17 protein-coding genes are annotated in these 19,737 nt (G+C 58.9%); 6 read left to right on the top strand and 11 right to left on the bottom strand.

Features of this window, described 5'->3' with window-relative positions; genetic code table 11:
- The first annotated feature begins 4 nt into the window (after positions 1-4).
- Positions 5-2,440: a GcvT family protein gene (locus tag EZV60_RS15020; protein ID WP_135506424.1), complete on the top strand. Its 2,436-nt coding sequence runs from the start codon at positions 5-7 to the stop codon at positions 2,438-2,440.
- Positions 2,441-2,508: 68 nt separating this feature from the next.
- Here EZV60_RS15020 and nhaC read toward each other — a convergent pair whose 3' ends face one another.
- The gene (nhaC, locus tag EZV60_RS15015; protein WP_135506423.1) at positions 2,509-4,032 is read right to left on the bottom strand and encodes a Na+/H+ antiporter NhaC; all 1,524 of its coding nucleotides are present in this window, start codon (positions 4,030-4,032) and stop codon (positions 2,509-2,511) included.
- An 84-nt stretch (positions 4,033-4,116) separates the two neighbouring features.
- Entirely contained in the window at positions 4,117-7,782 is a 3,666-nt protein-coding gene (gene putA / locus EZV60_RS15010) for a bifunctional proline dehydrogenase/L-glutamate gamma-semialdehyde dehydrogenase PutA (protein WP_135506422.1), read from the bottom strand.
- Between the two features lie 392 nt (positions 7,783-8,174).
- Here putA and EZV60_RS15005 point away from each other — a divergent pair, with 392 nt between their 5' ends.
- Positions 8,175-9,731, top strand: coding sequence for a trimethylamine methyltransferase family protein (locus EZV60_RS15005; protein WP_135506421.1), 1,557 nt, complete (start codon positions 8,175-8,177; stop codon positions 9,729-9,731).
- An 18-nt stretch (positions 9,732-9,749) separates the two neighbouring features.
- On the opposite strand, the gene EZV60_RS15000 is transcribed toward EZV60_RS15005, so the two are convergent.
- The 7 genes from EZV60_RS15000 to EZV60_RS14970 form a co-directional block, all read right to left on the bottom strand.
- Positions 9,750-11,495, bottom strand: a complete 1,746-nt coding sequence (locus EZV60_RS15000) for a SulP family inorganic anion transporter (RefSeq protein WP_135506420.1) — start codon at positions 11,493-11,495, stop codon at positions 9,750-9,752.
- Between the two features lie 91 nt (positions 11,496-11,586).
- Positions 11,587-12,471, bottom strand: coding sequence for an MBL fold metallo-hydrolase (locus tag EZV60_RS14995; protein WP_135506419.1), 885 nt, complete (start codon positions 12,469-12,471; stop codon positions 11,587-11,589).
- 66 nt (positions 12,472-12,537) lie between these two features.
- Positions 12,538-12,969 (bottom strand): DUF6691 family protein, encoded by a 432-nt coding sequence (locus tag EZV60_RS14990; RefSeq protein ID WP_135506418.1) that lies wholly within the window; start codon positions 12,967-12,969, stop codon positions 12,538-12,540.
- A 1-nt stretch (position 12,970) separates the two neighbouring features.
- Positions 12,971-13,405: a YeeE/YedE family protein gene (locus tag EZV60_RS14985; protein WP_135506417.1), complete on the bottom strand. Its 435-nt coding sequence runs from the start codon at positions 13,403-13,405 to the stop codon at positions 12,971-12,973.
- 3 nt (positions 13,406-13,408) lie between these two features.
- Positions 13,409-13,621 (bottom strand): YgaP family membrane protein, encoded by a 213-nt coding sequence (locus EZV60_RS14980; protein ID WP_135506416.1) that lies wholly within the window; start codon positions 13,619-13,621, stop codon positions 13,409-13,411.
- A 92-nt stretch (positions 13,622-13,713) separates the two neighbouring features.
- Positions 13,714-14,379, bottom strand: a complete 666-nt coding sequence (locus tag EZV60_RS14975; RefSeq protein WP_135506415.1) for a Crp/Fnr family transcriptional regulator — start codon at positions 14,377-14,379, stop codon at positions 13,714-13,716.
- Positions 14,380-14,694: 315 nt separating this feature from the next.
- Positions 14,695-15,714 carry a zinc ABC transporter substrate-binding protein gene (locus tag EZV60_RS14970; RefSeq protein ID WP_135506414.1) on the bottom strand — a complete coding sequence of 340 codons (1,020 nt, stop codon included), beginning with the start codon at positions 15,712-15,714 and terminating at the stop codon, positions 14,695-14,697.
- A gap of 56 nt (positions 15,715-15,770) precedes the next feature.
- Between EZV60_RS14970 and EZV60_RS14965 the strand changes: the two genes are divergently transcribed.
- From EZV60_RS14965 to EZV60_RS14955, 3 genes are read left to right on the top strand one after another with little or no spacing between them, the layout of a single operon-like run.
- Entirely contained in the window at positions 15,771-16,289 is a 519-nt protein-coding gene (locus tag EZV60_RS14965) for a Fur family transcriptional regulator (protein ID WP_135506413.1), read from the top strand.
- Positions 16,286-17,050, top strand: a complete 765-nt coding sequence (locus tag EZV60_RS14960; RefSeq protein WP_135506412.1) for an ATP-binding cassette domain-containing protein — start codon at positions 16,286-16,288, stop codon at positions 17,048-17,050. Before EZV60_RS14965 ends, EZV60_RS14960 begins: the two co-directional genes overlap by 4 nt.
- On the top strand, positions 17,050-17,838 hold the full coding sequence (locus EZV60_RS14955; RefSeq protein ID WP_135506411.1) for a metal ABC transporter permease: 789 nt from the start codon (positions 17,050-17,052) through the stop codon (positions 17,836-17,838). The genes EZV60_RS14960 and EZV60_RS14955 overlap by 1 nt, the downstream gene beginning before the upstream one ends.
- Before the next feature lie 19 nt (positions 17,839-17,857).
- On the opposite strand, the gene EZV60_RS14950 is transcribed toward EZV60_RS14955, so the two are convergent.
- Positions 17,858-18,727, bottom strand: coding sequence for a copper resistance D family protein (locus EZV60_RS14950; RefSeq protein ID WP_135506410.1), 870 nt, complete (start codon positions 18,725-18,727; stop codon positions 17,858-17,860).
- Positions 18,728-18,730: 3 nt separating this feature from the next.
- Positions 18,731-19,072: a copper resistance CopC family protein gene (locus EZV60_RS14945; protein WP_135506409.1), complete on the bottom strand. Its 342-nt coding sequence runs from the start codon at positions 19,070-19,072 to the stop codon at positions 18,731-18,733.
- Positions 19,073-19,263: 191 nt separating this feature from the next.
- On the opposite strand from EZV60_RS14945, the gene EZV60_RS14940 reads away from it, so the two are divergent.
- Complete coding sequence (locus EZV60_RS14940) at positions 19,264-19,656, top strand: hypothetical protein (protein ID WP_135506408.1); 393 nt, start codon at positions 19,264-19,266, stop codon at positions 19,654-19,656.
- Positions 19,657-19,737: the final 81 nt, after the last annotated feature.

Here is a 19,737-nt window from a genome sequence, read left to right as displayed (position 1 = left end):
TATCATGAAATCCAGGGTCAAAGTCGTGATCATCGGCGGAGGAATCGCTGGTATTTCAACGCTTTACCACCTTTGTCAGGAAGGGTGGACCGATGTCATGCTGCTGGAACGCGATGAGCTTACCTCTGGCACCACTTGGCACTCCGCTGCGCAGGTCACAAACTTCGGTATGACCCAGACGATGGTCGGTCTAAAATCTCATTCCATCAAGCTTTACAAGGAGTTGGCGGACGATCCCGATTATCCGATCAACTATCATCACGGCGATGGCGGCCTGCGTCTGGCCAATACCGAGGCACAGATGGACGGCTACCGCCATTTTGCTTCCATGGCCCGCGGTATGGGCGTAGACTTTGAAATCATTGATAAAAACGAGTGCGCCCGCCGCCATCCCCTGATGTCTACCGACAATCTGATCGGCGCACTCTGGGATCCGCTGGATGGCGATATCGACCCGGCGCAGCTATGTCAGGCGCTCGCCCGCTGCGCCCGCATGGCCGGCGCAGAGATTCATCGACACACGCCCGTGACGGGATTGCGACAGAGGCAGGACGACACCTGGACCATCGAAACCGCCAACGGCGAGGTCCATGCGGATTTTATCGTGAATGCAAGCGGTTACCGGGTGAACGAGGTGGGCGCCATGATGGGCGTGCACCACCCGGTCATGTCTATGGAGCATCAGTACTTCATCACCGAGGAGATCCCCGCCATCCGAGAGGCAGGCCACCGGATGCCGCTTATTCGTTGTCCGATCAGCGATTTCTATTCCCGGCAAGAGAAGTACGGCCTGCTTGTCGGCTTTTACGAGCAAGACTGCCGAACATGGGGGATGGACGGAATCGATCCTTATTTCAGCAATGATCTCTGTCCGAATGACCTTGACCGGATTACCGACGTGCTGGACGACGCGTTTGCCCGAATGCCCGCGCTCATGACTGTCGGGATCAAGTCGGTGATCAACGGTCCCATCACCTATACGATCGACGGTGCACCGCTGGTCGGACCGGTTCCGGGCAAAAGAAATGCATTTTGTATCATCGGTTTGCGCGCCGGTCTTGGGGAAGGGGGCGGGCATGGGTGGCTTTTGGCGCAGCAGATCGTGCATGGCGAGGCGTGCTATGACACGTGGCCCCTCGATCCGCGCCGCTTTACCGGGCACGGCACCGCCGAGCTATGCGCGCAGAAAGCCATAGAAGAGTACCGCAACGAATTCCGGTTTCATTTCCCGCACGAACATCGTCCCGCAGGCCGCCCGGTCAAGACGACGCCTCTGACACCGGTACTGGACGCCGAGGGTGCGGCCTTCGGTGTGGTCAACGGTTGGGAAAGGGTTGATTTCATCAAGCCGGATCAGGGCTTTACCGAGACCAAAAGCTTTCGTTTCACCGAAGTTGAAGACCTCGTCGCGCAAGAGGTTTCGGCCGTGCAGACCGCCGTCGGCCTTTGCGAAGTGAACGGGTTCACACGGTACGAGATCACCGGAGCGGATGCGCAGGCCGTCCTCGATCGCGTGATCTGCGGCCGTCTGCCGCGACATGAGGGCCGCGTTGGGCTGGCCTACTTGCTCAATCAGCACGGTATGATCAAATCGGAGGCAACGATCGCCAACCTGCCGGCCGGGTGCAACGGCCCTGCGCGCATATGGTACGGCGCCGCTGCGGCAGCGGAATGGCACGACCGAGACTGGTTGCTTGGCCACGTTCGGCCCGGAGAGGACTATAGACTGCGATGTCTGACAAACGCTTGGACAACGCTCGTTCTGGCGGGTCCCAAGGCGCGCGCCGTGCTGTCAGCGGCCTCTCGCGAGGATTGGTCGACTGACGCATTCCCGGCACTATCGGTGCGCGAAACGTTCGTCGGGATCGCGCCCGCCGTAGTCATGCGCGTGAGTTTCTCCGGCGAATTGGCCTATGAGATACATGTTCCCAATGCACAGCTCTACGCCGTCTACGCGGCTTTAAGCGCGGCAGGCGCACCTTTCGGCCTGCGCCTTTTCGGCGCGCGCGCGGTGGAGTCGATGCGGCTTGAAAAGGGCTACCTGCACTGGAAATCGGAACTTATTTCCGAAGTCGACCCGTTCGAAGCCGGTCTCAGCCGGTTTGTAAAATTGGACAAGCCGGATTTCACTGGTCGCGACGCCTTGGCGGCCCGCGTGGCAAAGGGGCCGCAGCGGCGCTTGGTGACGCTCAATATAGATTGCGACGACCGTCCGGCGCAGAGCGGAGCTTCCGTCATGGACGCAGACAAAGTTGTCGGAACCGTCACATCCGGGGCATGGGGGCACAGGACCGGCATGAACCTAGCCCTGGCCTATGTCCTGCCCGACCTCAATGATCCTGGAACCGCTGTGCAGCTTGATCTTTTGGGGGACCGGATCGATGCGCATGTGATCGCGCCGTCTCCTTATGATCCTTACGGTGTGCTTGCGCGCGGATAATCGTGAAAGCCGAAAAAAGAACAGGGCCGGACGTGTCCGGCCCTGTTGAAGTCTCTGCTATGCGGCGCTTACTGCGCCGGAGAGGAAGTGGCCTGAATGTCTTCAGGCGCGTCGAAACCGTGCCCGCTCAGGTCCTTGATGGTTTCTCCGCTGTCGTTCCAGCCTTGGATTTCTTCCGGTGTCGCCTTTGGCGAGAAGAACCCGGTAATGGCATAGAAGATCCCGAACACCGGCGCGAGCCAGCAGGCAAACGCCAACGGGATGTAGAGGAGATTTTCAAGGTTGCCGTCCTGTACACCAAGCGCGAGCGCACTGATGACGAAGGCACCGCCTGCATTCCACGGGATCAACGGAGACATCAGCGTACCGCCTTCCTCAATGGCGCGGCTGAGGTTGAGAGTCGAATAACCCATCCCGCGATAGACCGGCGCATACATCCGGCCCGGAAGGGCGATCGACAGATACGGATCACCAGCCACAAGGTTGGTGGCGATCGAGGTGCCGATGGCCGAGGATTGCACACCGGCAAAACTGCGCACCTTGCTCATGATGGCGTTGATGATGGTTTCCAGACAGCCCGTCCGCTCCAATGCGCCACCGAAGCCAAGTGCGATCAGAATGAGCGAGATCGTCCACATCATCGATTGGATGCCGCCACGATTGAGCAACGAGTCGATTTCCGACACACCTGTGTCGATGGAATAGCCGCTATTGGCAAAGGTGAAGACGTCATGCAGACCCACACCCTGAAAGCCGATTGCCATCAAACCACCGGCCACGACGCCGGCGAACAGCGAGGGGATTGGCGGCTGCTTGGTCACGGCAAGGGCAATGACCAAAAGGGCGGGCACCAGAAGCCAAGGCGAAATCCAGAAGTTGTCCTGCAAGGCGGAGGTGATGCTCTCGATCCGCTCAAAGGACGTTTCACCGCCATCGATCAATGCGAAACCGGCCCACGTATAGATACCAAGCGCGATCAGCATCGCCGGGACTGTGGTGGGCATCATGTTTCGGATGTGATCGAAAAGGTCCGTTCCGGTCACCGCCGGCGCCAGGTTCGTGGTATCGGACAGCGGCGAAATCTTGTCGCCGAAAAATGCGCCGGAAACCACCGCACCGGCGGTCCAGTACATCGGGATGCCGAAACCCGCGCCGATCCCCATCAAGGCCAGACCGACCGTACCGACGGTGCCCCAGGATGTCCCGAGCGAAAGCGATACGATTGAACAAAGTATCATTGCCGCCGCTAGGAAAATTTCGGGCGAAAGGATCACCAGTCCGTAATATATAAGCGTCGGCACGGTACCCGAAGCGATCCAGACACCGATTATCATGCCGACCGTGATCAGTACCGAAACAGACGGCAGCGATACATGAATCACATGAAATACGCCGTCCTGAATGTTTGGCCATTTGTGCCCGAGATAAAGCCCTACCAGCGCGGTGATGGCGAGACCGATGGACAACGGAATGTGTGGTGTAAAGTCATCGAAATAGAAAAGCTGAAGGCCAAGAACGGCCAAGGTCAGCACGACGGGTACTAGGGCGAGGCCGAGCGATGGCTCACGCACGTTGGGATCGTCAGTCGACATGAAGTCTACTCCTTTTTATGAATTTCGAAAGGAAAGTTGGCGAGAGAGATAAACGGGTGCGTCAGCTGCGCACCCGTTCACCGATTACTCCGCAGACGCCAGCAAGCTGGCGTTCCCGCCTGCGGCGGTCGTGTCGATACAAAGATGGCGTTCCACCACGTAGCGCTCGGGCGCGACGATTTCTGTCTCCAGCGGAAGGATCGGGCCTTTTCTTCGGGCCAGCGCCTTGCGCAAGTTGCGCGTCCAATCAGACGCGCCAGCGGCTGCAATCACGTGTGCGCCGTCAAGTTCGGTCAAGGTGTCGGCTCCGACCGTGCCATCGATGGCGACCACCGGGGCGCCGGCATCGGCCAGAGGTTTCGCCGCACTCTCGACACCGGGCGCGACAAGAATGACGCCGCAACCCGCGCCAAGTGCCTGCACCGCTTGCGCAAGCGCGATTTCCGCCGTTGGGCCGAGACAAAGCGTCGTTCCTTTTGGATACATGCTCAACCGGTTGCTTTCACCGGTCGGGCCGGGAAGCGTCTGCGCAGTCATGTCGAAAGCCGCCGTTTCCGTCAGTGCCTTTCGCACGGATCCCGATTGGCCCGAAAGCGCCTTGCGCAGCACGGCAACTCGATCGCCGCGCGCCGCCCAATTACGACTGTCGAGCGCTGCGATGGCCGAAGTTAGCCGCTTTGTACTGACCTCTTCCGCCCTTGGCGCATCGTAGGATGTCGATTTGCCGGTACGGCGGAAGCGGGTAAGATAGAGCGGCCCACCTGCTTTGGGTCCGGTACCCGACAGGCCCTCGCCGCCAAAAGGCTGAGAGCCGACAATGGCGCCGATCTGATTGCGATTGACGTACGTGTTGCCAACGTGGATGCGGTCGACGATCTGCTGCACGCGGTCATCAATGCGGGTGTGCAGGCCAAAGGTCAGGCCGTACCCTCGCGCATTGATTGCGTCGACCACCTTGTCGATTTGACTGGCCTTGAAGGTTGCCACGTGCAGGACCGGGCCGAAGATTTCTTTCTCCAGGTCAGCGATACCCCCGACCTTGACCACGGCAGGACGCACATAGCTGCCGGTTTCGGGTGCCTCGACCGCCTTGAGCAGCCGACCGGCTTTGTCCTGCTTTGCCGTGTACTCCGAAATTTCGGTTTGAGCGTCTGCATCGATGACGGGCGACACATCGGTGTCAATGTTCCAAGGGTCGCCGATGCTGAGCGCTTCCATGGCGCCATAAAGCATTTCCAGAAGGCGGTCGCGGGCCTCTTCTTGAACGTAGAGCATGCGAAGGGCCGAGCAGCGCTGCCCTGCCGACTGGAAGGACGAAATCAGGATATCCCGGACAGCCTGTTCGGTCAGGGCCGTCGAGTCGACAATCATCGCGTTTAGACCGCCCGTTTCGGCGATGAGTGTCGCTTCGGGGCCAGCGTTCTCCGCAAGCGCCTTGTGAATGATTTGAGCCACCTCGGTCGACCCCGTGAAGCAGACACCCGCGATGCGCGGATCGCTTGTCAGCGGACCGCCGACTGTCGGGCCGTCCCCGGGTAGCAACTGCAAGGCGTCGTCGGGCAGCCCCGCGTCACGCATCAGTTCGACCGCGCGCGCAGCGATCAACGGTGTCTGCTCGGCGGGCTTCGCGAGGACGGTGTTACCTGCCACAAGCGCGGCCGCAATCTGTCCGGTAAAGATCGCAAGCGGGAAATTCCATGGGCTGATGCAGACGAAGACACCGCGACCCGAACCCGGATCCTCTTCTTCAAGCCGTTCAGCTTCGTTGGCGTAGTAGCGCAGAAAATCTACCGCTTCGCGCACTTCGGCAATTCCGTCGAGAAGCGTCTTGCCGGCCTCACGTGTCGTGATCGCCGTCAATTCGGCTATATTATTTTCGTAGAGATCGGCCACTTTGCGCAGGATGTCTGCGCGCTCGCCCACAGGTGTCGATGACCACCGATCAAATGCCTTGTCGGCATTATCGAGGGCTGTGGACACTTCTTCTTCTGTCGCTTCGTGCACTTGTCCGACGACACGCGACAGATCGGCCGGTGACAGCGCGTCGCGCGCAGGGCCTTTCGGCTTCGGATTGCCGGCAAGCATCGGTCCGGCGGTCCAGTTCGTGTCTGAAAAAGCCTCTCGCTTGGCAAGCAGCGGCAAGATGGAAGCCGGTTCGTTGATGCGAAAGCCTTTCGAGTTTCGGCGATGGGGCGAAAACAGCTCTCCCGGAAGCCGGATATTCGGATTTGCAATGCCGTCATCGAGCTTCTCAACCTCAGTAACCGGGTCGCGCGAGATTTCCTCCGCCGGGATCTTCTCGTCGACAATCTGGTTGACGAAGGACGAGTTCGCGCCGTTCTCCAACAGTCGCCGCACAAGGTATGCCAGCAGATCGCGGTGCGCGCCGACCGGTGCGTAGATGCGGCATCGTGTACCTTCGGACTCTTTCACGATTTGATGCAAGGATTCTCCCATGCCGTGAAGCCGCTGGAATTCGAAGCTATCTTTGTCGTTGCCGGCCATGGCGATGATCGCGGCGCAACTATGGGCATTGTGGGTGGCGAATTGGGGATAGATCCGGTCCCGCCGGTCCATCAGCATGCGCGCGCAGGCCATGTAACTGACATCGGTATTCGCCTTTCGCGTGAAGACCGGAAACCGTTCCACGCCAAGCTCTTGCGCAAGCTTGATTTCAGTGTCCCAATACGCTCCCTTCACGAGACGGACCATGATCTTGCGATCCAGACGCTCGGCCAGCTCGTAAAGGTATTCGATCACCGGCGCGGCACGCCGACCATAGGCCTGTACAACGACGCCGAAGCCATCCCAACCTTCAAGCTCGGGGTCTTTGAGCAGCTCTTCGATAATGTCGAGCGAAAGGTCCAGACGATCCTGTTCCTCGGCGTCGATGTTGAAGCCGATATTGGCCTTTGCGGCCTGACGCACCAATTCTTTCGCGCGCGGCAGCAATTCTGCCATCACGGTTTCCTTGTGCGTATATTCGTAACGTGGGTGCAGCGCGGACAGCTTAACTGAAATGCCGGGACTGGAGCGAACGTCGCCCTTTGCCTGTTTCGCGATAGCCGTGATGGCCTTCGCATAAGCTTTTTGGTACCGAACCGCATCTTCGTCGGTACGCGCGGCTTCGCCCAGCATGTCGTAAGAGTACGTATAGCCTTTCTTTTCCAATTCGCGGGCGTTTTTCATGCCTTCTTCGATGGTCTGCCCGAGCACGAATTGCTTACCTAGGATTTTCATCGATTGACTGACGGCCGTCCGCACCACGGGCTCGCCCATTCGCCGGATCAATCCGCGCAATGCAGCCGCAGGGCGCTTCGGGTCGTCGTCAAGAACCTTACCGGTGAGCATAAGGGCCCAAGTCGACGCATTTACGAGTGAGGAGGACGAGTGACCCAGATGCGAGCCCCAGTCCGACGGTTCGATTTTATCGTGAATGAGATCGTCGATCGTTTCGGCGTCTGGCACGCGCAGCAATGCTTCGGCCAAGCACATGAGACCAACGCCTTCTTCCGTGGATAGACCGTATTCGGCTAGAAAGGCCTCCATCATGGACGGAGAAGTCTCTTTACGGACGCGACTGACGTACTGGGCACCCGCGGCGGCGATGGTTTTACGATCGTCTTCGGACAGGTTGATCCGCGCCATCAGCGCCTGCATCACGTCCTTTTCGTCCAAGGTATAGTTTTCGCGAATGTGCTCTCGTGCTTGGGTGAGACCGTCGTCATGGTCGACCTTGAACTCATTCATGCTTTTCTCCCTGTTATCCTTGTCGGTTTTTTGATCGGGCTTAGCTGATCTCTTTGCGAGTTTGGTGTCAGCCTTCGTTTGATAGCCCTCCGCATTCGTAAAGCTTTCGTGCCTGCGCGTTTCGCGCACGAAAACGAGTGTGCACCGCAACGTCAACCGGAAAACCGGGACAGAAAAAGCACGCGGTGCGAGCAGATCTTTAGTGTTCCATTAAAAACGAACGCAGCCGATCACAAAATCGTTCCCGTCCCTTTTCCCGATTCTAGAACGGCATATCCACCCAGATACAATTTTAGATTGCATCAGGGGTCGTTTCCAGATCGCGTTTCGTGCAATTTTTGGCGTCAAGTGTCGGTCGCACGTGTAGGCTTGACCCAATCGGAGGGCTCGCCGTGGACGTTCAAGCACCGAAATCCCCTGTCCGCGCTGGTGGGCGTGCCGCCCGTCGCAGCTTGCGCAGTACGCGGGACGTCGCGATGCTGCCGGGCCTGACCAACACGCTGCCGCATTGCGAGATCATGGATGACGGGCAGGTCGAAAAGATCGATGCGGCGTCGATGGATATCCTAGAAAATGTCGGCGTCGTCTTTCGCGATGAGATCGCCCTGAACGACTGGAGGAGGGCGGGGGCAAAGCTAGTGGGCGAGCGGGTCTATCTGGATCGGGGGCTTGTGCGGGAACTGATCGCGACGATCCCCGCATCGTTCACCTACCATGCGCGCAATCCTGCCAACAACGTGGCCCTGGGCGGTCGGCAGGCGGTGTTCGTACCGATGACTGGCGCACCTTACTTGCGAGATCTGGAGGATGTGCGGCGCAATCCGACGCTTGAAGATTTGGCGATGTTTCACAAGCTGAGCCATATGTCACCGGCGCTGCATTCCACGGCGCATCACATCGTAGAACCCTACGATCATCCAATCAGCCAGCGGCATCTTCGCATCACCTATTCGTCAATGAAGCATTCCGACAAGATGTTCATGGGCATGACGACCAGCCCGAGGAACGCCGAAGATGTCATGGAAATGTGTGCCATTCTCTTCGGAGACGTATTTCTGGAAAGCCATCCCGTCACAACCGGTAACTGCAACGGTAACTCGCCGCTGGTCTGGGACGAAACTATGCTGGGCGCGATGCGGGCCTTTTGCCGTCGAAATCAACCGGTGCTCTGCTCGCCTTTCGTCTTGGGTGGGGCGAATACACCGGCCTCTGTGCCCGCCACCGTGGCGCAACTCAATGCCGAAGCATTGTCGGCGCTGGCCTACTCGCAGGTGATCCGTAAAGGCGCACCTGCGATCTACGGACATTACCTTTCGACTGTCTCGATGCGGTCTGGGGCGCCGATGGCGGGAACGCCTGAAATCAGCCTTATGAATTTCATGATCGGACAGATGGCGCGATATTATAATGTGCCGTGGCGTACGTCGAATTTGCTTGGCGGGGCCAAAACCCTTGATGCGCAGGCGGGCTACGAAAGCGCGACGACACTTTCCGCGGTGATGCATGCCGGGGCGCATTACATCTGGCATAGCGCTGGCTGGAACGAAGCCGGGATGCATTGTTCGGTCGCAAAATTCGTGGTGGATGCGGAGCAATGCGCGATGGCCTACCGAATGGCGCAAGGCCCGCAATGGAATGATTTCGAAACCGCGCTTGCGGCTGTTCCCGATGTCGGTCCGGGAGGGCATTACCTGGGGCATCCGCACACGCAGGAACATTTTCAGACGGCCTATTTCATGCCGGAACTCTTCGACAACAATTCGATTGAGCAATGGACCGCTGAAGGATCGAAGGAAATCACGGCACGCGCATTGGATCACGCAAGGGCGCTTCTGGCCGCTTATGAAGAGCCTCAACTGGATGCCGCAATAAACGAAGCGCTTCTGGACTATATTGACCGGCGCGAGCGCCAGATCCCGCCGGCCGACGCCCTCAACCAAGAGTATTGAACTCAGGCGCCGGCAACATTATCGGCGCTGCGCTTCGGCAGCGGAAGGTTCCGAGTGGCGCGCGAGGGCGATCCAGGCCCCGTACTGTGACAGGAAAACCCGCCCATTGAGGTTTTCGATGAGATGAGACTTTTCCAGGCGATCCATGACCGGCCCTTTCACTTCGGATAGGTGAAGCCCCACGCCCATGTCTTTCAGGCGCTCATTGATAGATTCAAGGCTTTCCAGTGCGGAAAAGTCGACTTCGTTTACCGCAGAAAACATTAATACAACGTTGCGGATTTCGGGGCCTTCCTGCAGCCGACTGCGAATGAGATCCTCCAGGAAGCGGGCATTGACGAAGTAAAGGCTTTCATCGACGCGCAGCGCCAGCAGTGCAGGATCGGTCTCGACTGCGTGGCGGTGAATATTGCGAAAATGCTGTGTGCCGGGCACGAGCCCCACCTCGGCCACATGCGGGCGCGAGGTCTTGTAGAGATGCAGAAGGAGCGAAATGGCAACCCCGCTGGCAACGCCAATTTCTACGCCAAGCCCGAGGGTCAGAAAGATCGTGGCGGCGACAGACGCGAAATCGGCCCGTGAATACGCCCATGTCTTTTTCAGAATCGACAGGTCCACGAGGCTGAGCACCGCGACGATAATCGTGGCCGCGAGCGTCGCCAGAGGCAGGTAATAGACAAGCGGTGTCAGCGCGACCGCTGCCACGGCAAGACCGAGCGCGGTAAAGATGCCTGCGGCCGGTGTCTCGGCGCCCGCGTCGAAATTGACCACCGAGCGGGCAAAACCGCCGGTCACGGGAAAGCCCCCGGAAAAGGCGGCGCCAAGATTGGCGGCCCCTAGACCGATCAGTTCCTGATCGGGGTCGATGCTTTCCCTTTTCTTGGCGGCAAGGGTTTGCGCCACGGAAACGCTCTCGACGAAACCGATCACGGAGATCAGGATCGCCGGCACCAAAAGCGTCTGCAGCAGTTCAGGGTCGAGGCTGGGGAAAGTGAAAGGCGGCAGACCCTGCGGGACGTCACCGACAATCCCGACGCCGTGCGCGTCAAGTCCGAATGCCCAGACCGCGACCGTTGTGGCAAGAACGGCCATGACCGGGCCCGCCTTGGTCAAGATATCGGCCAGAAGCTTTGGTGCGCCAAAGCGCACGAGAAGCGGCCTGAGACGTCCGCGTACCCAAAAAAGAAACGCCGTCGCGGTGACGCCAAGGAACACCGTTATCCAGTTCGTTTCATTCAGTTGAGAGAAGATTGCGCTCAGCATTTCAGGCAATGTGTGGCCGTGGGCGCTGATCCCGAGAAGGTGCTTGATCTGGCTGACCGCGATCAACAGGCCAGAGGCGGTAATGAAACCCGAAATTACCGGGTGGCTGAGGAAGTTCGCGAAAAACCCAAGCCGCAAGACCCCCAGCAGGACAAGAAACGCACCCGATAGAAAAGCAAGCGTCAGCGCCGCCACGGCATAACCCGCAGCTCCCTGCTCGGCGACCTGCCCGACCGCCGAGGCCGTCAGCAGCGAGACAACCGCCACCGGCCCGACAGCCAGGGCACGTGAGGTGCCGAAGAGAGCATAAAGCATGATCGGCACGATGGAGGCATAAATGCCCGCCTGAGGCGGCAGTCCGGCAAGAAGGGCGTAGGCCAGCGATTGCGGAATTAGCATGATCGTCACGATCACTGCGGCAATCACATCATTGGACAAGGCACTGCGATTGTACCGACGGCCCCAGTCGAGGATTGGAAGATAGCGGTCAAGTTTGCGCATCGATTTCCGGGCAATCATTAAGGGACGAGCGTGCGCAGAAGCGCTGGCTCGGGGTGATTAATTGGGCAGTATTCATGGCTCCGTGGCAGCGTCATAGTCTGTTGAGGGGCACCTTGAGCATTGGTCGCCCATCCTTGTCTTTGGGTATTTCGCCTGCCCGCATGTTCACCTGAAGCGACGGCAGGATGAGTTTGGGCATCGCCAGATGCGCGTCGCGCTCTGTCCGGAACTTTACGAACTCTTCTTTCGTCTTGCCGCCACCGACGTGGATATTGTGGGCCTTTTCCTCGCCTACGGTCGTTTCCCACTGAATATCCCGTCCATTCGGCCCGTAGTCGTGGCACATGAAAAGACGCATGGCGTCAGGCAGGGCAAGCACCTTTTGGATGCTGTCGTAAAGGAGGCCAGCATCGCCCCCGGGAAAATCCGCACGGGCGGAGCCGCCGTCGGGCATGAAGAGAGTATCGCCCACGAAGGCCGCATTTCCCATCACGTGGACCATGCAGGCAGGTGTATGACCGGGCGTGGACATCGCGAAGGCCTGCATCGTGCCGATCATATAGGTGTCGCCATCTTCGAAAAGTGCGTCGAATTGGCTGCCGTCACGCTGAAATTCGGTTCCTTCGTTGAAGACCTTGCCGAACGTATCCTGTACGACCATGATTTTTGCGCCAATGCCAATCTTCCCGCCGAGCTTTGCCTGAATATAGGGCGCCGCGCTCAGGTGATCCGCGTGGACATGGGTTTCTATGATCCATTCGAGCGTGAGGGCCTGGCGTTCGATGTGGCGGATCAGTTCATCGGCGTGATCGTACGTGATCCGACCGGCGGAATAATCAAGGTCCATGACACTGTCTATGACGGCACAAGCCGACGAGTTGGGATCCTTGACGATATAGCTGATGGTGTTCGTGACCTCGTCGAAAAACGCTTGAACTTCTGGTTGGATGTTCATGTGAACGGGATATTGGGTCATATTGGTCTCCGGTTCGGGGCGCGATGCGAGTTCGCGCCAACATCTGTCTTTCCGGCGTGGGGCGTGTCACGCAGTTAAGTGTTCCCGGCGAAACGAGACTGCAGCGCGGTGCAGCCAAAGTCCGGTAAAGACTGCAGCAGCGAACAAGCCTACCTCCCACCGGAAGGTACCAAGCGCCGGAAGCGCTGCGCCGGGACAAAAACCTGCGATACCCCAGCCTATCCCGAAGATCGCGGAGCCTGCGACAAGTTTTACGTCTATCTGCGCTGCGGTTGGCAGCTGAAATCTGTTTGAAAACACCGGTGACGGTCGTTTTGATGCTAATCTGAACCCGATCGAGGCCACAAACACGGCTCCGGCCATCACGAATGCCAGGCTTGGGTCCCAAGAACCGGCAAGATCGAAGAAGTTCAGAACCTTGGCAGGGTTCATCATTCCGGACACGGCGATTCCAACGCCGAAGATCAACCCGGTGACAAGAGCAAAGACCAGCTTCATCTTACGAGCCTCCAAGGACGTGGCGAATGACGAAAACGGTAAGGCCGGCGGTCAGAATGAAGGTCGGTACGGCCACCATCGAGCGGATCGAGAGACGAGACAATCCGCAGACGCCATGGCCGGATGTACAGCCAGATCCCATCCGGGCGCCAATACCGACTATGACGCCCCCGATGGCAATCATCCGCGGACTGACAGGCACCTCGATACTTGGCATCGCGCCCGTCACGCCCCAGATCACGCCTGGGGAAAGAACCATGCCGGCGATCACAGCAAGACGCCACATCAGTTCGTCCCGGCTTTCGGCGAACAGGACACCCGAGAGCAAGCCTGTGGCCCCCATGATCCGGCCAAGTCCCACCATCAGAAGCACCGCGCTCAGACCGATAGCCGCACCGCCGGCCAAAGACGCGAAAGGGGTGAAATTCGTTTCCATAGATCAGTTCCGGCAGGTCTTGATGCCCAGGATGGAATAGACCGGGCAAACCCGCACAGGCGCCACGATCAGCATGATGAACGCGATCACTGTCGCGCCAAACTTGAGGGCTTGAGACTCAAAGGCGGGCAGGCCGCTGAAGAAGGCGAAATAGATTAAGGCCAGGCCCAAGACGGCCCGCAAGATGCGATCAATCGTTCCGACGTTTGCTGACATGATATCCTCCTGATGCATTGGATGAACATCAGGTAAGCCGTCGCGGACCGCGCTTCAGTGACATTGTCACCTAACGTCGAAAAAAGCAGGCATTAGGGGCTTTCGGCGATTTTAACCAAGGCTGGCTTGTCGAGAAGGGTAATCCGGCCACGCGCTTGCCCAATCAGGCCGCGCTTTTGGAAATCGTTCAACACGCGCGAGATGACTTCACGCGCCGTGCCGAGTTCGTGCGCCAGATCAAGATGGGTCGCTTGGATCTCTTTCAGGCCGGCCCCGAGCGCCAAAAGCCGTTCCGCCAGGCGAACGTCGATCCGGCCGAATGCCACGTCGTCGACCACCCGAATAAGATCGATCAGTCGTCTGGCATAAGCGGCGAAAACGAAATTGCGAAACGTTTCCTCTTCCGCGACGAGCCGGTCGAAAGCCTGCTTTGGCAGAACGATAGCGGTCACATCCGTTTCAGCGAAACCTTCTGCATCATAAGCCTTTTCTGCAAGCAGGCAGGCCGTCGTCAAAACGCAGCTTTCGCCGGCCTCGACGCGGTAGAGCACAATTTCGCGCCCGCCTTCCGAGCGTTGAAACACGCGAATGCGTCCGTCATAGAGAAATAGCAGGCTATCCGGCACATTGCCTGGTCCAAACACCTGACTTCCTTGCTTGATCTTCACCACCCGCGCGGCGGAGATCAGCCGGTCTCTCAATTGCCGTGGCAATGCGGCAGTGCCGGAGAACCTTGCTGTCCAGTCAAATTCGGTCATGAATGACCCTTATCCTATCGGTGCGTTCAAAGACGGTCAGTTGTGTGTCGGCCAAAGGTTTCTCCGTCCGACCGTTCCGCGCCAGAGTCTTGAACGCAAAAGCAGCAAACCGGGCTTTAAGCTGGATTTGGGCATCATGCGGCCCCCGAGGCCGATTAGCATTAGGGATGCGATCATATTTCGCAGGTGGGAATTTGGTCAACGCGTCTTGGGTTGCGTGTCTGTCTCGGCTCTCGGCTGCGCCGGGATGTGGTCGCTGCCAAGCGCGCTTTCCCAGTGTTCCGGCTCAGTTCGCCTTGAGACGATGCATGAGTTCTAGAGACAGTCCGCAAGTGAGACCGCAAGATTTCGCAAGAGCATAGGATAAAGTCCGGCACCGGGCGCAAGGTCCGATCCCAAAGGGTCGAGTGTGCCCGTACGTGCGCTGGATCTTTCCATTACTGCTGCCACGATACCCGGATTGAACTGCGGTTCCGCAAGAACACAGGTGACATTCTGGTCTGCAACGCGTCCTCTGATTTCGGCGATGCGCGCAGGGCTTGGTTCAGTGGCGTCAGAAAGAGAGATCGCACCCGCGGCGGGGATTTCGAACGCATGCTCAAAATATTGGAACGCATCGTGAAACACGATGAAGTTGCGGTCGCGCAAAGGAGAGAGCATCGCTTCGATTTCGCCTTTCAGTGCCTCCAGCTCTGCTTGGCCGTCTGCCGCGTTGACGGCATAGAGTTCGGCATTCGCCGGATCCACGTCAGAAAGGGTGGACGCGATGGCGGTCAACCAAACCGCTCCGTTGTCGGGCGAGAGCCATGCATGAGGATCCTTGCCGCCGGTTTCATGCTCGCCGTGTCCGGCATGAGGTTCGTGATCATCGTGTTCGCCATGGGTGTCGTGATTGTCGTGATCGGCATGGGCGTCGCTCTCATGCGCCGTGGCGTGCTCATGTGCGTGGTCTGAATCTGCGTGTCGGTGGGCTTCGAAGAGAGCGCTCTCGCGACGCGGCAAAGCCGTGGTGCCTTCGACCTGCATTAATCGTACCGCCGTTGCGTCGCCGGCCAGCGTGTCGAGTGTTTCGTCGAGCCATGGGGTCAGGTCTGGTCCGATCCAGAAGACGATGTCCGCCTCCTGCAATGCGCGCGCTTCGGACGGGCGCAGGCTGTATTCGTGGGGACTTGCCCCAGAGGACAGGATGAGCGACGGCGTGCCTACGCCTTCCATGACGCGTGCAACAAGTGCGTGCACCGGGGCGATATCCGCGGCCACCTTGGGGATGTCTGCCAGGGCGACTCCTCCTGTCAGTGAGACGAGGAACGACAGTGCAGCAAGCTTTCTGGACATGGCTCAACCTTTGTGATTTTATAACGTTACACTTCGAATAGCGGAAATGTTATATTATGACAAGTGGCCCAAGACCTGTCCGAGCCCAACAGCTTGATCCGATTGCCTTCGAAAGCCACGATCACGCCGATTGCATCAAGACAGCCGTTGCTGCGGCAGAGGCACATTGCACGCGAAAGGGCCTGCGTTTTACGCCGGTCCGGCGGGCAGCGCTTGAGATTCTTCTTCAGGAACACCGCGCGCTTGGCGCGTACGAGATGCTGGATCGACTGCGCGCTGCCGGTTTTGGGTCGCAACCTCCCGTGGCTTACCGGGCTTTGGAGTTTCTTGTGGCCAACGGGTTTGCCCACAAGATCGAGCGATTGAACGCCTTTGTGGCCTGCGCAAATCCCGGGGCCAGCCACTCACCCGCTTTCATGATCTGCCGCGCCTGCGAGGCCGTGGCCGAGGCGCAGTCTCCCCCATCGCGCGGGGCACTTGGCGCAGCCGCGCGCGCAACCGGATTTCAGATCGAAGGCACCATGGTCGAAGCTGTCGGCCTGTGTCCCGCCTGCGCTGAAAAGGCCGGTCCATGACGCTTGTAAATATCAAGAACATCAGCGTCGCTTATGGCACCAGCACGGTCTTGCAAAATGTGTCACTCGCGATAGAGCCCGGCGAGATCGTAACCATCGTCGGTCCGAACGGGTCCGGCAAGACAACGCTTCTGCGTGCCCTGATCGGTGCGGTTAACCTGAAGTCCGGCCGCGTGATCCACAAGCCGGGGCTGCGTGTCGGCTACGTGCCTCAGAAACTGCATATCGGGTCAACCCTGCCGATCACGGTGGAGCGGTTTCTCGGTTTGCCCTGTCGCCTGCCGCGTGCCGCAAGCGCGCGGGCGCTGGAACGTGCCGGCGTGCCCGATCTGTCAGGCCGGCAGATGTCGTCCCTATCTGGCGGACAGATGCAGAGAGTTCTATTGGCCCGGGCGCTGATAGACGAGCCAGATCTTCTGCTTCTCGACGAAGCCACGCAAGGACTGGACCAACCGGGATCCGCCGCATTTTACAGGCGGATCGAGGACGTACGAAAAGAAACCGGCTGTGCGGTGTTGATGATCAGTCACGAATTGCATGTTGTGATGAGCGCATCGGATCGCGTCATCTGCCTGAACGGACACGTGTGCTGCGAAGGAACGCCCGAGAATGTCTCGGCCGCCCCGGAATACCGAGCGCTTTTCGGAAGCGGCACCGGCGGCGCGCTGGCATTGTATCGGCACGAGCACGATCACGCTCATGATGGCGCCTGCGGTCACGATCATGATCATGGTGCCGAAAAGTTTGAGGCGGCCGAGTGATGCTGGATGATTTCATGACCCGTGCGATGCTGGCAGGACTCGGGGTCGCCTGCGCCGCAGCCCCGTTGGGCAGCTTCGTCGTTTGGCGGCGCATGGCGTATTTCGGCGATGCAACGGCTCATGCCGCGATTCTCGGCGTAGCGTTGTCTCTTGCGTTGGAAGTTTCGATCTTCGCGGGTGCAGTGGCTGTCGCGCTGGCCATGGCGCTGACCGTGACACTTCTGAGCGGGCGCGGTCATGCAATGGACACGCTTCTGGGCGTATTGGCGCATTCGGCGCTCGCCTTCGGGCTGGTCGCGGTGTCTTTTCTGTCCGGTATCCGGATCGACCTCATGGCCTACCTTTTCGGAGATATTCTGGCCGTGTCGGCGACTGACCTTGCCGTGATCTGGGCGGGCGCGGCGCTTGTCGTGGGATTGATGGTGTGGCGCTGGTCGGCGCTCTTGACGTCTACGCTAAGCGAGGAACTGGCCTTTGCGAGTGGTATCAATCCACGGCGCGAACAGATGGTCCTGACCCTGTCTCTCGCGATCACGGTTGCCGTCGCTATCAAGGTGGTCGGCGCGTTGCTGATCGCGGCCATGCTGATCATTCCCGCGGCTGCGGCGCGGCCTTTGTCTCGAACGCCGGAACAGATGGCCCTGACCGCGGCCCTGATTGGCGGCGCGTCCGTCGTCGTCGGACTGCGCGGGGCTTATGTATTTGATACGCCCGCAGGGCCGTCCATCGTTTGTGTTGCGGCGTTGGCCTTCATTATGACCAGTGTTCTGAGGACCGTGCGAACATGACGCACGGGGCGGATTTGGCTTAACCGCCCGGTAGCGCGAAGAACGCAGTCAGGAAGGCAGTCGCTCCGAAAACGAGAAAGAAGACAGCCCATTCGATCCCAAGCACGCGCCTGAAGATGTCGCCCGCCCCGGGTTCGTCTGCAAGAAGCCTCGGAACGAAACGATATTTGTTCAACGCTCCGAGGCCCAAGAGACCCGCGACCAGAAGAACTTTGGCGACAAGCATTAACCCATAACCTGTGGCGAACAGGGCGCTCCACGATCCGACCAAGCGCCAGCTGAGAAGTAGGCCCGCGACCACCAGCAGGGGAATTGCTCCAAATGCGATCTGACCGAATTTGTGTCCAAGATCTCCGGCGGCGGCAACCGTTTCCGGACGCTTCGATAGACGACTAAGCGGCATGAGGACGCCGATCCAGAATGAGGCCACGATCACGTGGAGAAACAGGACGAGCTCTATCCAGATCGCCGTGTCATCGGCGACGTGGCCGATAATCGAAAATGACCAGAGCAAGAGACCCGTACCGAAAAGCGCAACAGTCCAGCCAACACCTCCAACCAACAGCCCCAGACACAAAATGCCAAGCCCGGATAAACGGTACAAAAGCGCCGATCCGGCCGGAGTCTGCCACAGCAATCCCAGGATTTCCGGGTCTGTCAGGCCAGAGGCACCCCCGGTCAAGGCGGCCCCGCGCAGGGTGAAAGACGCAAACGCTGCGACCGCGCCGAGTATGGCGCAGAACAGCGCCATGGACCGCATGGATGATGCAACGTCGCGGACGTGAGACGCAAATGCGCAATGCACGATCACCAGACCGCCGGCTGTCAGCATGCCGACATACATCGCAGCTTTGGCCAGAAGGCCGGCAATCGTCCAGATATCAAGCACGATTTATTCGACGTTGAACGTGAAAGATCCCTGCATGGCGTGGCCGTCTGTGCCCAAACCGCGCCACTCGATGTCGTAGGATCCAGGCCCCATCGGATCGATCGGCAAAGTGAACTCGTTGGTAAAAGATGTGTGATCGCTCAGGTCGATGGTTTGTGCGCCACCGCTTGAATGGCTGGCCTCGACTTTTGTCAGTCTAAGTTTGCCTGAGAAAGTGAACGCGATCTCGGTCGGTGCTTCGTTAAGAACCGCGCCATCTGTCGGCGACGTTGCGTCCATTTTGGAATGCGCATAAGCGACTGTGGGTAAAAGGAAAAAAATGATTACCGCGCTGATGTGCTTCATGGTGGACATTCCCGTTTTGCGATGTGCTTGCCGCTCTGAGCGGCGCTCAAACCGGCCAGCACTGGACGATTTGCAAGTCCGAGAGTCAACCCTACCGGTCCAAAAGCGACGCGGGACGCTGTGTCCCTAGAAGAGTACCTCTCGCGTGTTTCTCTCTTTGCCTCTGGGCGAAAGAGAGATATGTCAACCAAATGGACATTTTCGGCCCGATCATGACGCGAATTTGCGTCGTTGTAACAGCGTTAGCCTTTGCGCTGGGCGGCGTCGTAATGACGTTTGCTCAGCCTTCTGCTTCGCCGAACGCTTCGGCCGACTTGTCTGGCCCTTCCTCAGTGGAAGACAATGCCCATGCTTCGCACGAATTCGCTGCCCATATGGATCACGGGCAGACAGAGACGCTGCCGAGCGGTCACGAAGATCATGCGGATTGTGCCATGATGGCATGCTGCTTCATGGCGGACGGCATGCAGGCCTGCTCCGAATTGGTCGTCGGTGCCGGGCTGCTGGATTTCGGGACGCCCGCAGCGCATCAATTGGCCGAAGCGGATCGCGCCCGCGCCGACAAACCCCCAAAACACGCCTGATTTGACGCGCCATTGGTGTGCTTAGGCACATCGACTTCAATAGGCGGCCACCTATGTGCCGTCCGTCAGAACAGGAACATG

It is taken from the genome of Roseovarius aestuariivivens, from assembly GCF_004761875.1.
Classification (GTDB): domain Bacteria; phylum Pseudomonadota; class Alphaproteobacteria; order Rhodobacterales; family Rhodobacteraceae; genus Roseovarius; species Roseovarius aestuariivivens.
The sequence above is the reverse complement of the archived record's forward strand: the minus strand, read 5'-3'. Positions and strand labels throughout refer to the sequence as shown.

What these genes read in the sequence shown, in the direction of transcription:
- EZV60_RS15020 (WP_135506424.1), top strand. Translation starts at nt 5, where the DNA reads ATGAAATCCAGGGTCAAAGTCGTGATCATCGGCGGAGGAATCGCTGGT.
- nhaC (WP_135506423.1), bottom strand. Translation starts at nt 4,032, where the DNA reads ATGTCGACTGACGATCCCAACGTGCGTGAGCCATCGCTCGGCCTCGCC.
- putA (WP_135506422.1), bottom strand. Translation starts at nt 7,782, where the DNA reads ATGAATGAGTTCAAGGTCGACCATGACGACGGTCTCACCCAAGCACGA.
- EZV60_RS15000 (WP_135506420.1), bottom strand. Translation starts at nt 11,495, where the DNA reads ATGCGCAAACTTGACCGCTATCTTCCAATCCTCGACTGGGGCCGTCGG.
- EZV60_RS14995 (WP_135506419.1), bottom strand. Translation starts at nt 12,471, where the DNA reads ATGACCCAATATCCCGTTCACATGAACATCCAACCAGAAGTTCAAGCG.
- EZV60_RS14990 (WP_135506418.1), bottom strand. Translation starts at nt 12,969, where the DNA reads ATGAAGCTGGTCTTTGCTCTTGTCACCGGGTTGATCTTCGGCGTTGGA.
- EZV60_RS14985 (WP_135506417.1), bottom strand. Translation starts at nt 13,405, where the DNA reads ATGGAAACGAATTTCACCCCTTTCGCGTCTTTGGCCGGCGGTGCGGCT.
- EZV60_RS14980 (WP_135506416.1), bottom strand. Translation starts at nt 13,621, where the DNA reads ATGTCAGCAAACGTCGGAACGATTGATCGCATCTTGCGGGCCGTCTTG.
- EZV60_RS14975 (WP_135506415.1), bottom strand. Translation starts at nt 14,379, where the DNA reads ATGACCGAATTTGACTGGACAGCAAGGTTCTCCGGCACTGCCGCATTG.
- EZV60_RS14970 (WP_135506414.1), bottom strand. Translation starts at nt 15,714, where the DNA reads ATGTCCAGAAAGCTTGCTGCACTGTCGTTCCTCGTCTCACTGACAGGA.
- EZV60_RS14965 (WP_135506413.1), top strand. Translation starts at nt 15,771, where the DNA reads ATGACAAGTGGCCCAAGACCTGTCCGAGCCCAACAGCTTGATCCGATT.
- EZV60_RS14960 (WP_135506412.1), top strand. Translation starts at nt 16,286, where the DNA reads ATGACGCTTGTAAATATCAAGAACATCAGCGTCGCTTATGGCACCAGC.
- EZV60_RS14955 (WP_135506411.1), top strand. Translation starts at nt 17,050, where the DNA reads ATGCTGGATGATTTCATGACCCGTGCGATGCTGGCAGGACTCGGGGTC.
- EZV60_RS14945 (WP_135506409.1), bottom strand. Translation starts at nt 19,072, where the DNA reads ATGAAGCACATCAGCGCGGTAATCATTTTTTTCCTTTTACCCACAGTC.
- EZV60_RS14940 (WP_135506408.1), top strand. Translation starts at nt 19,264, where the DNA reads ATGGACATTTTCGGCCCGATCATGACGCGAATTTGCGTCGTTGTAACA.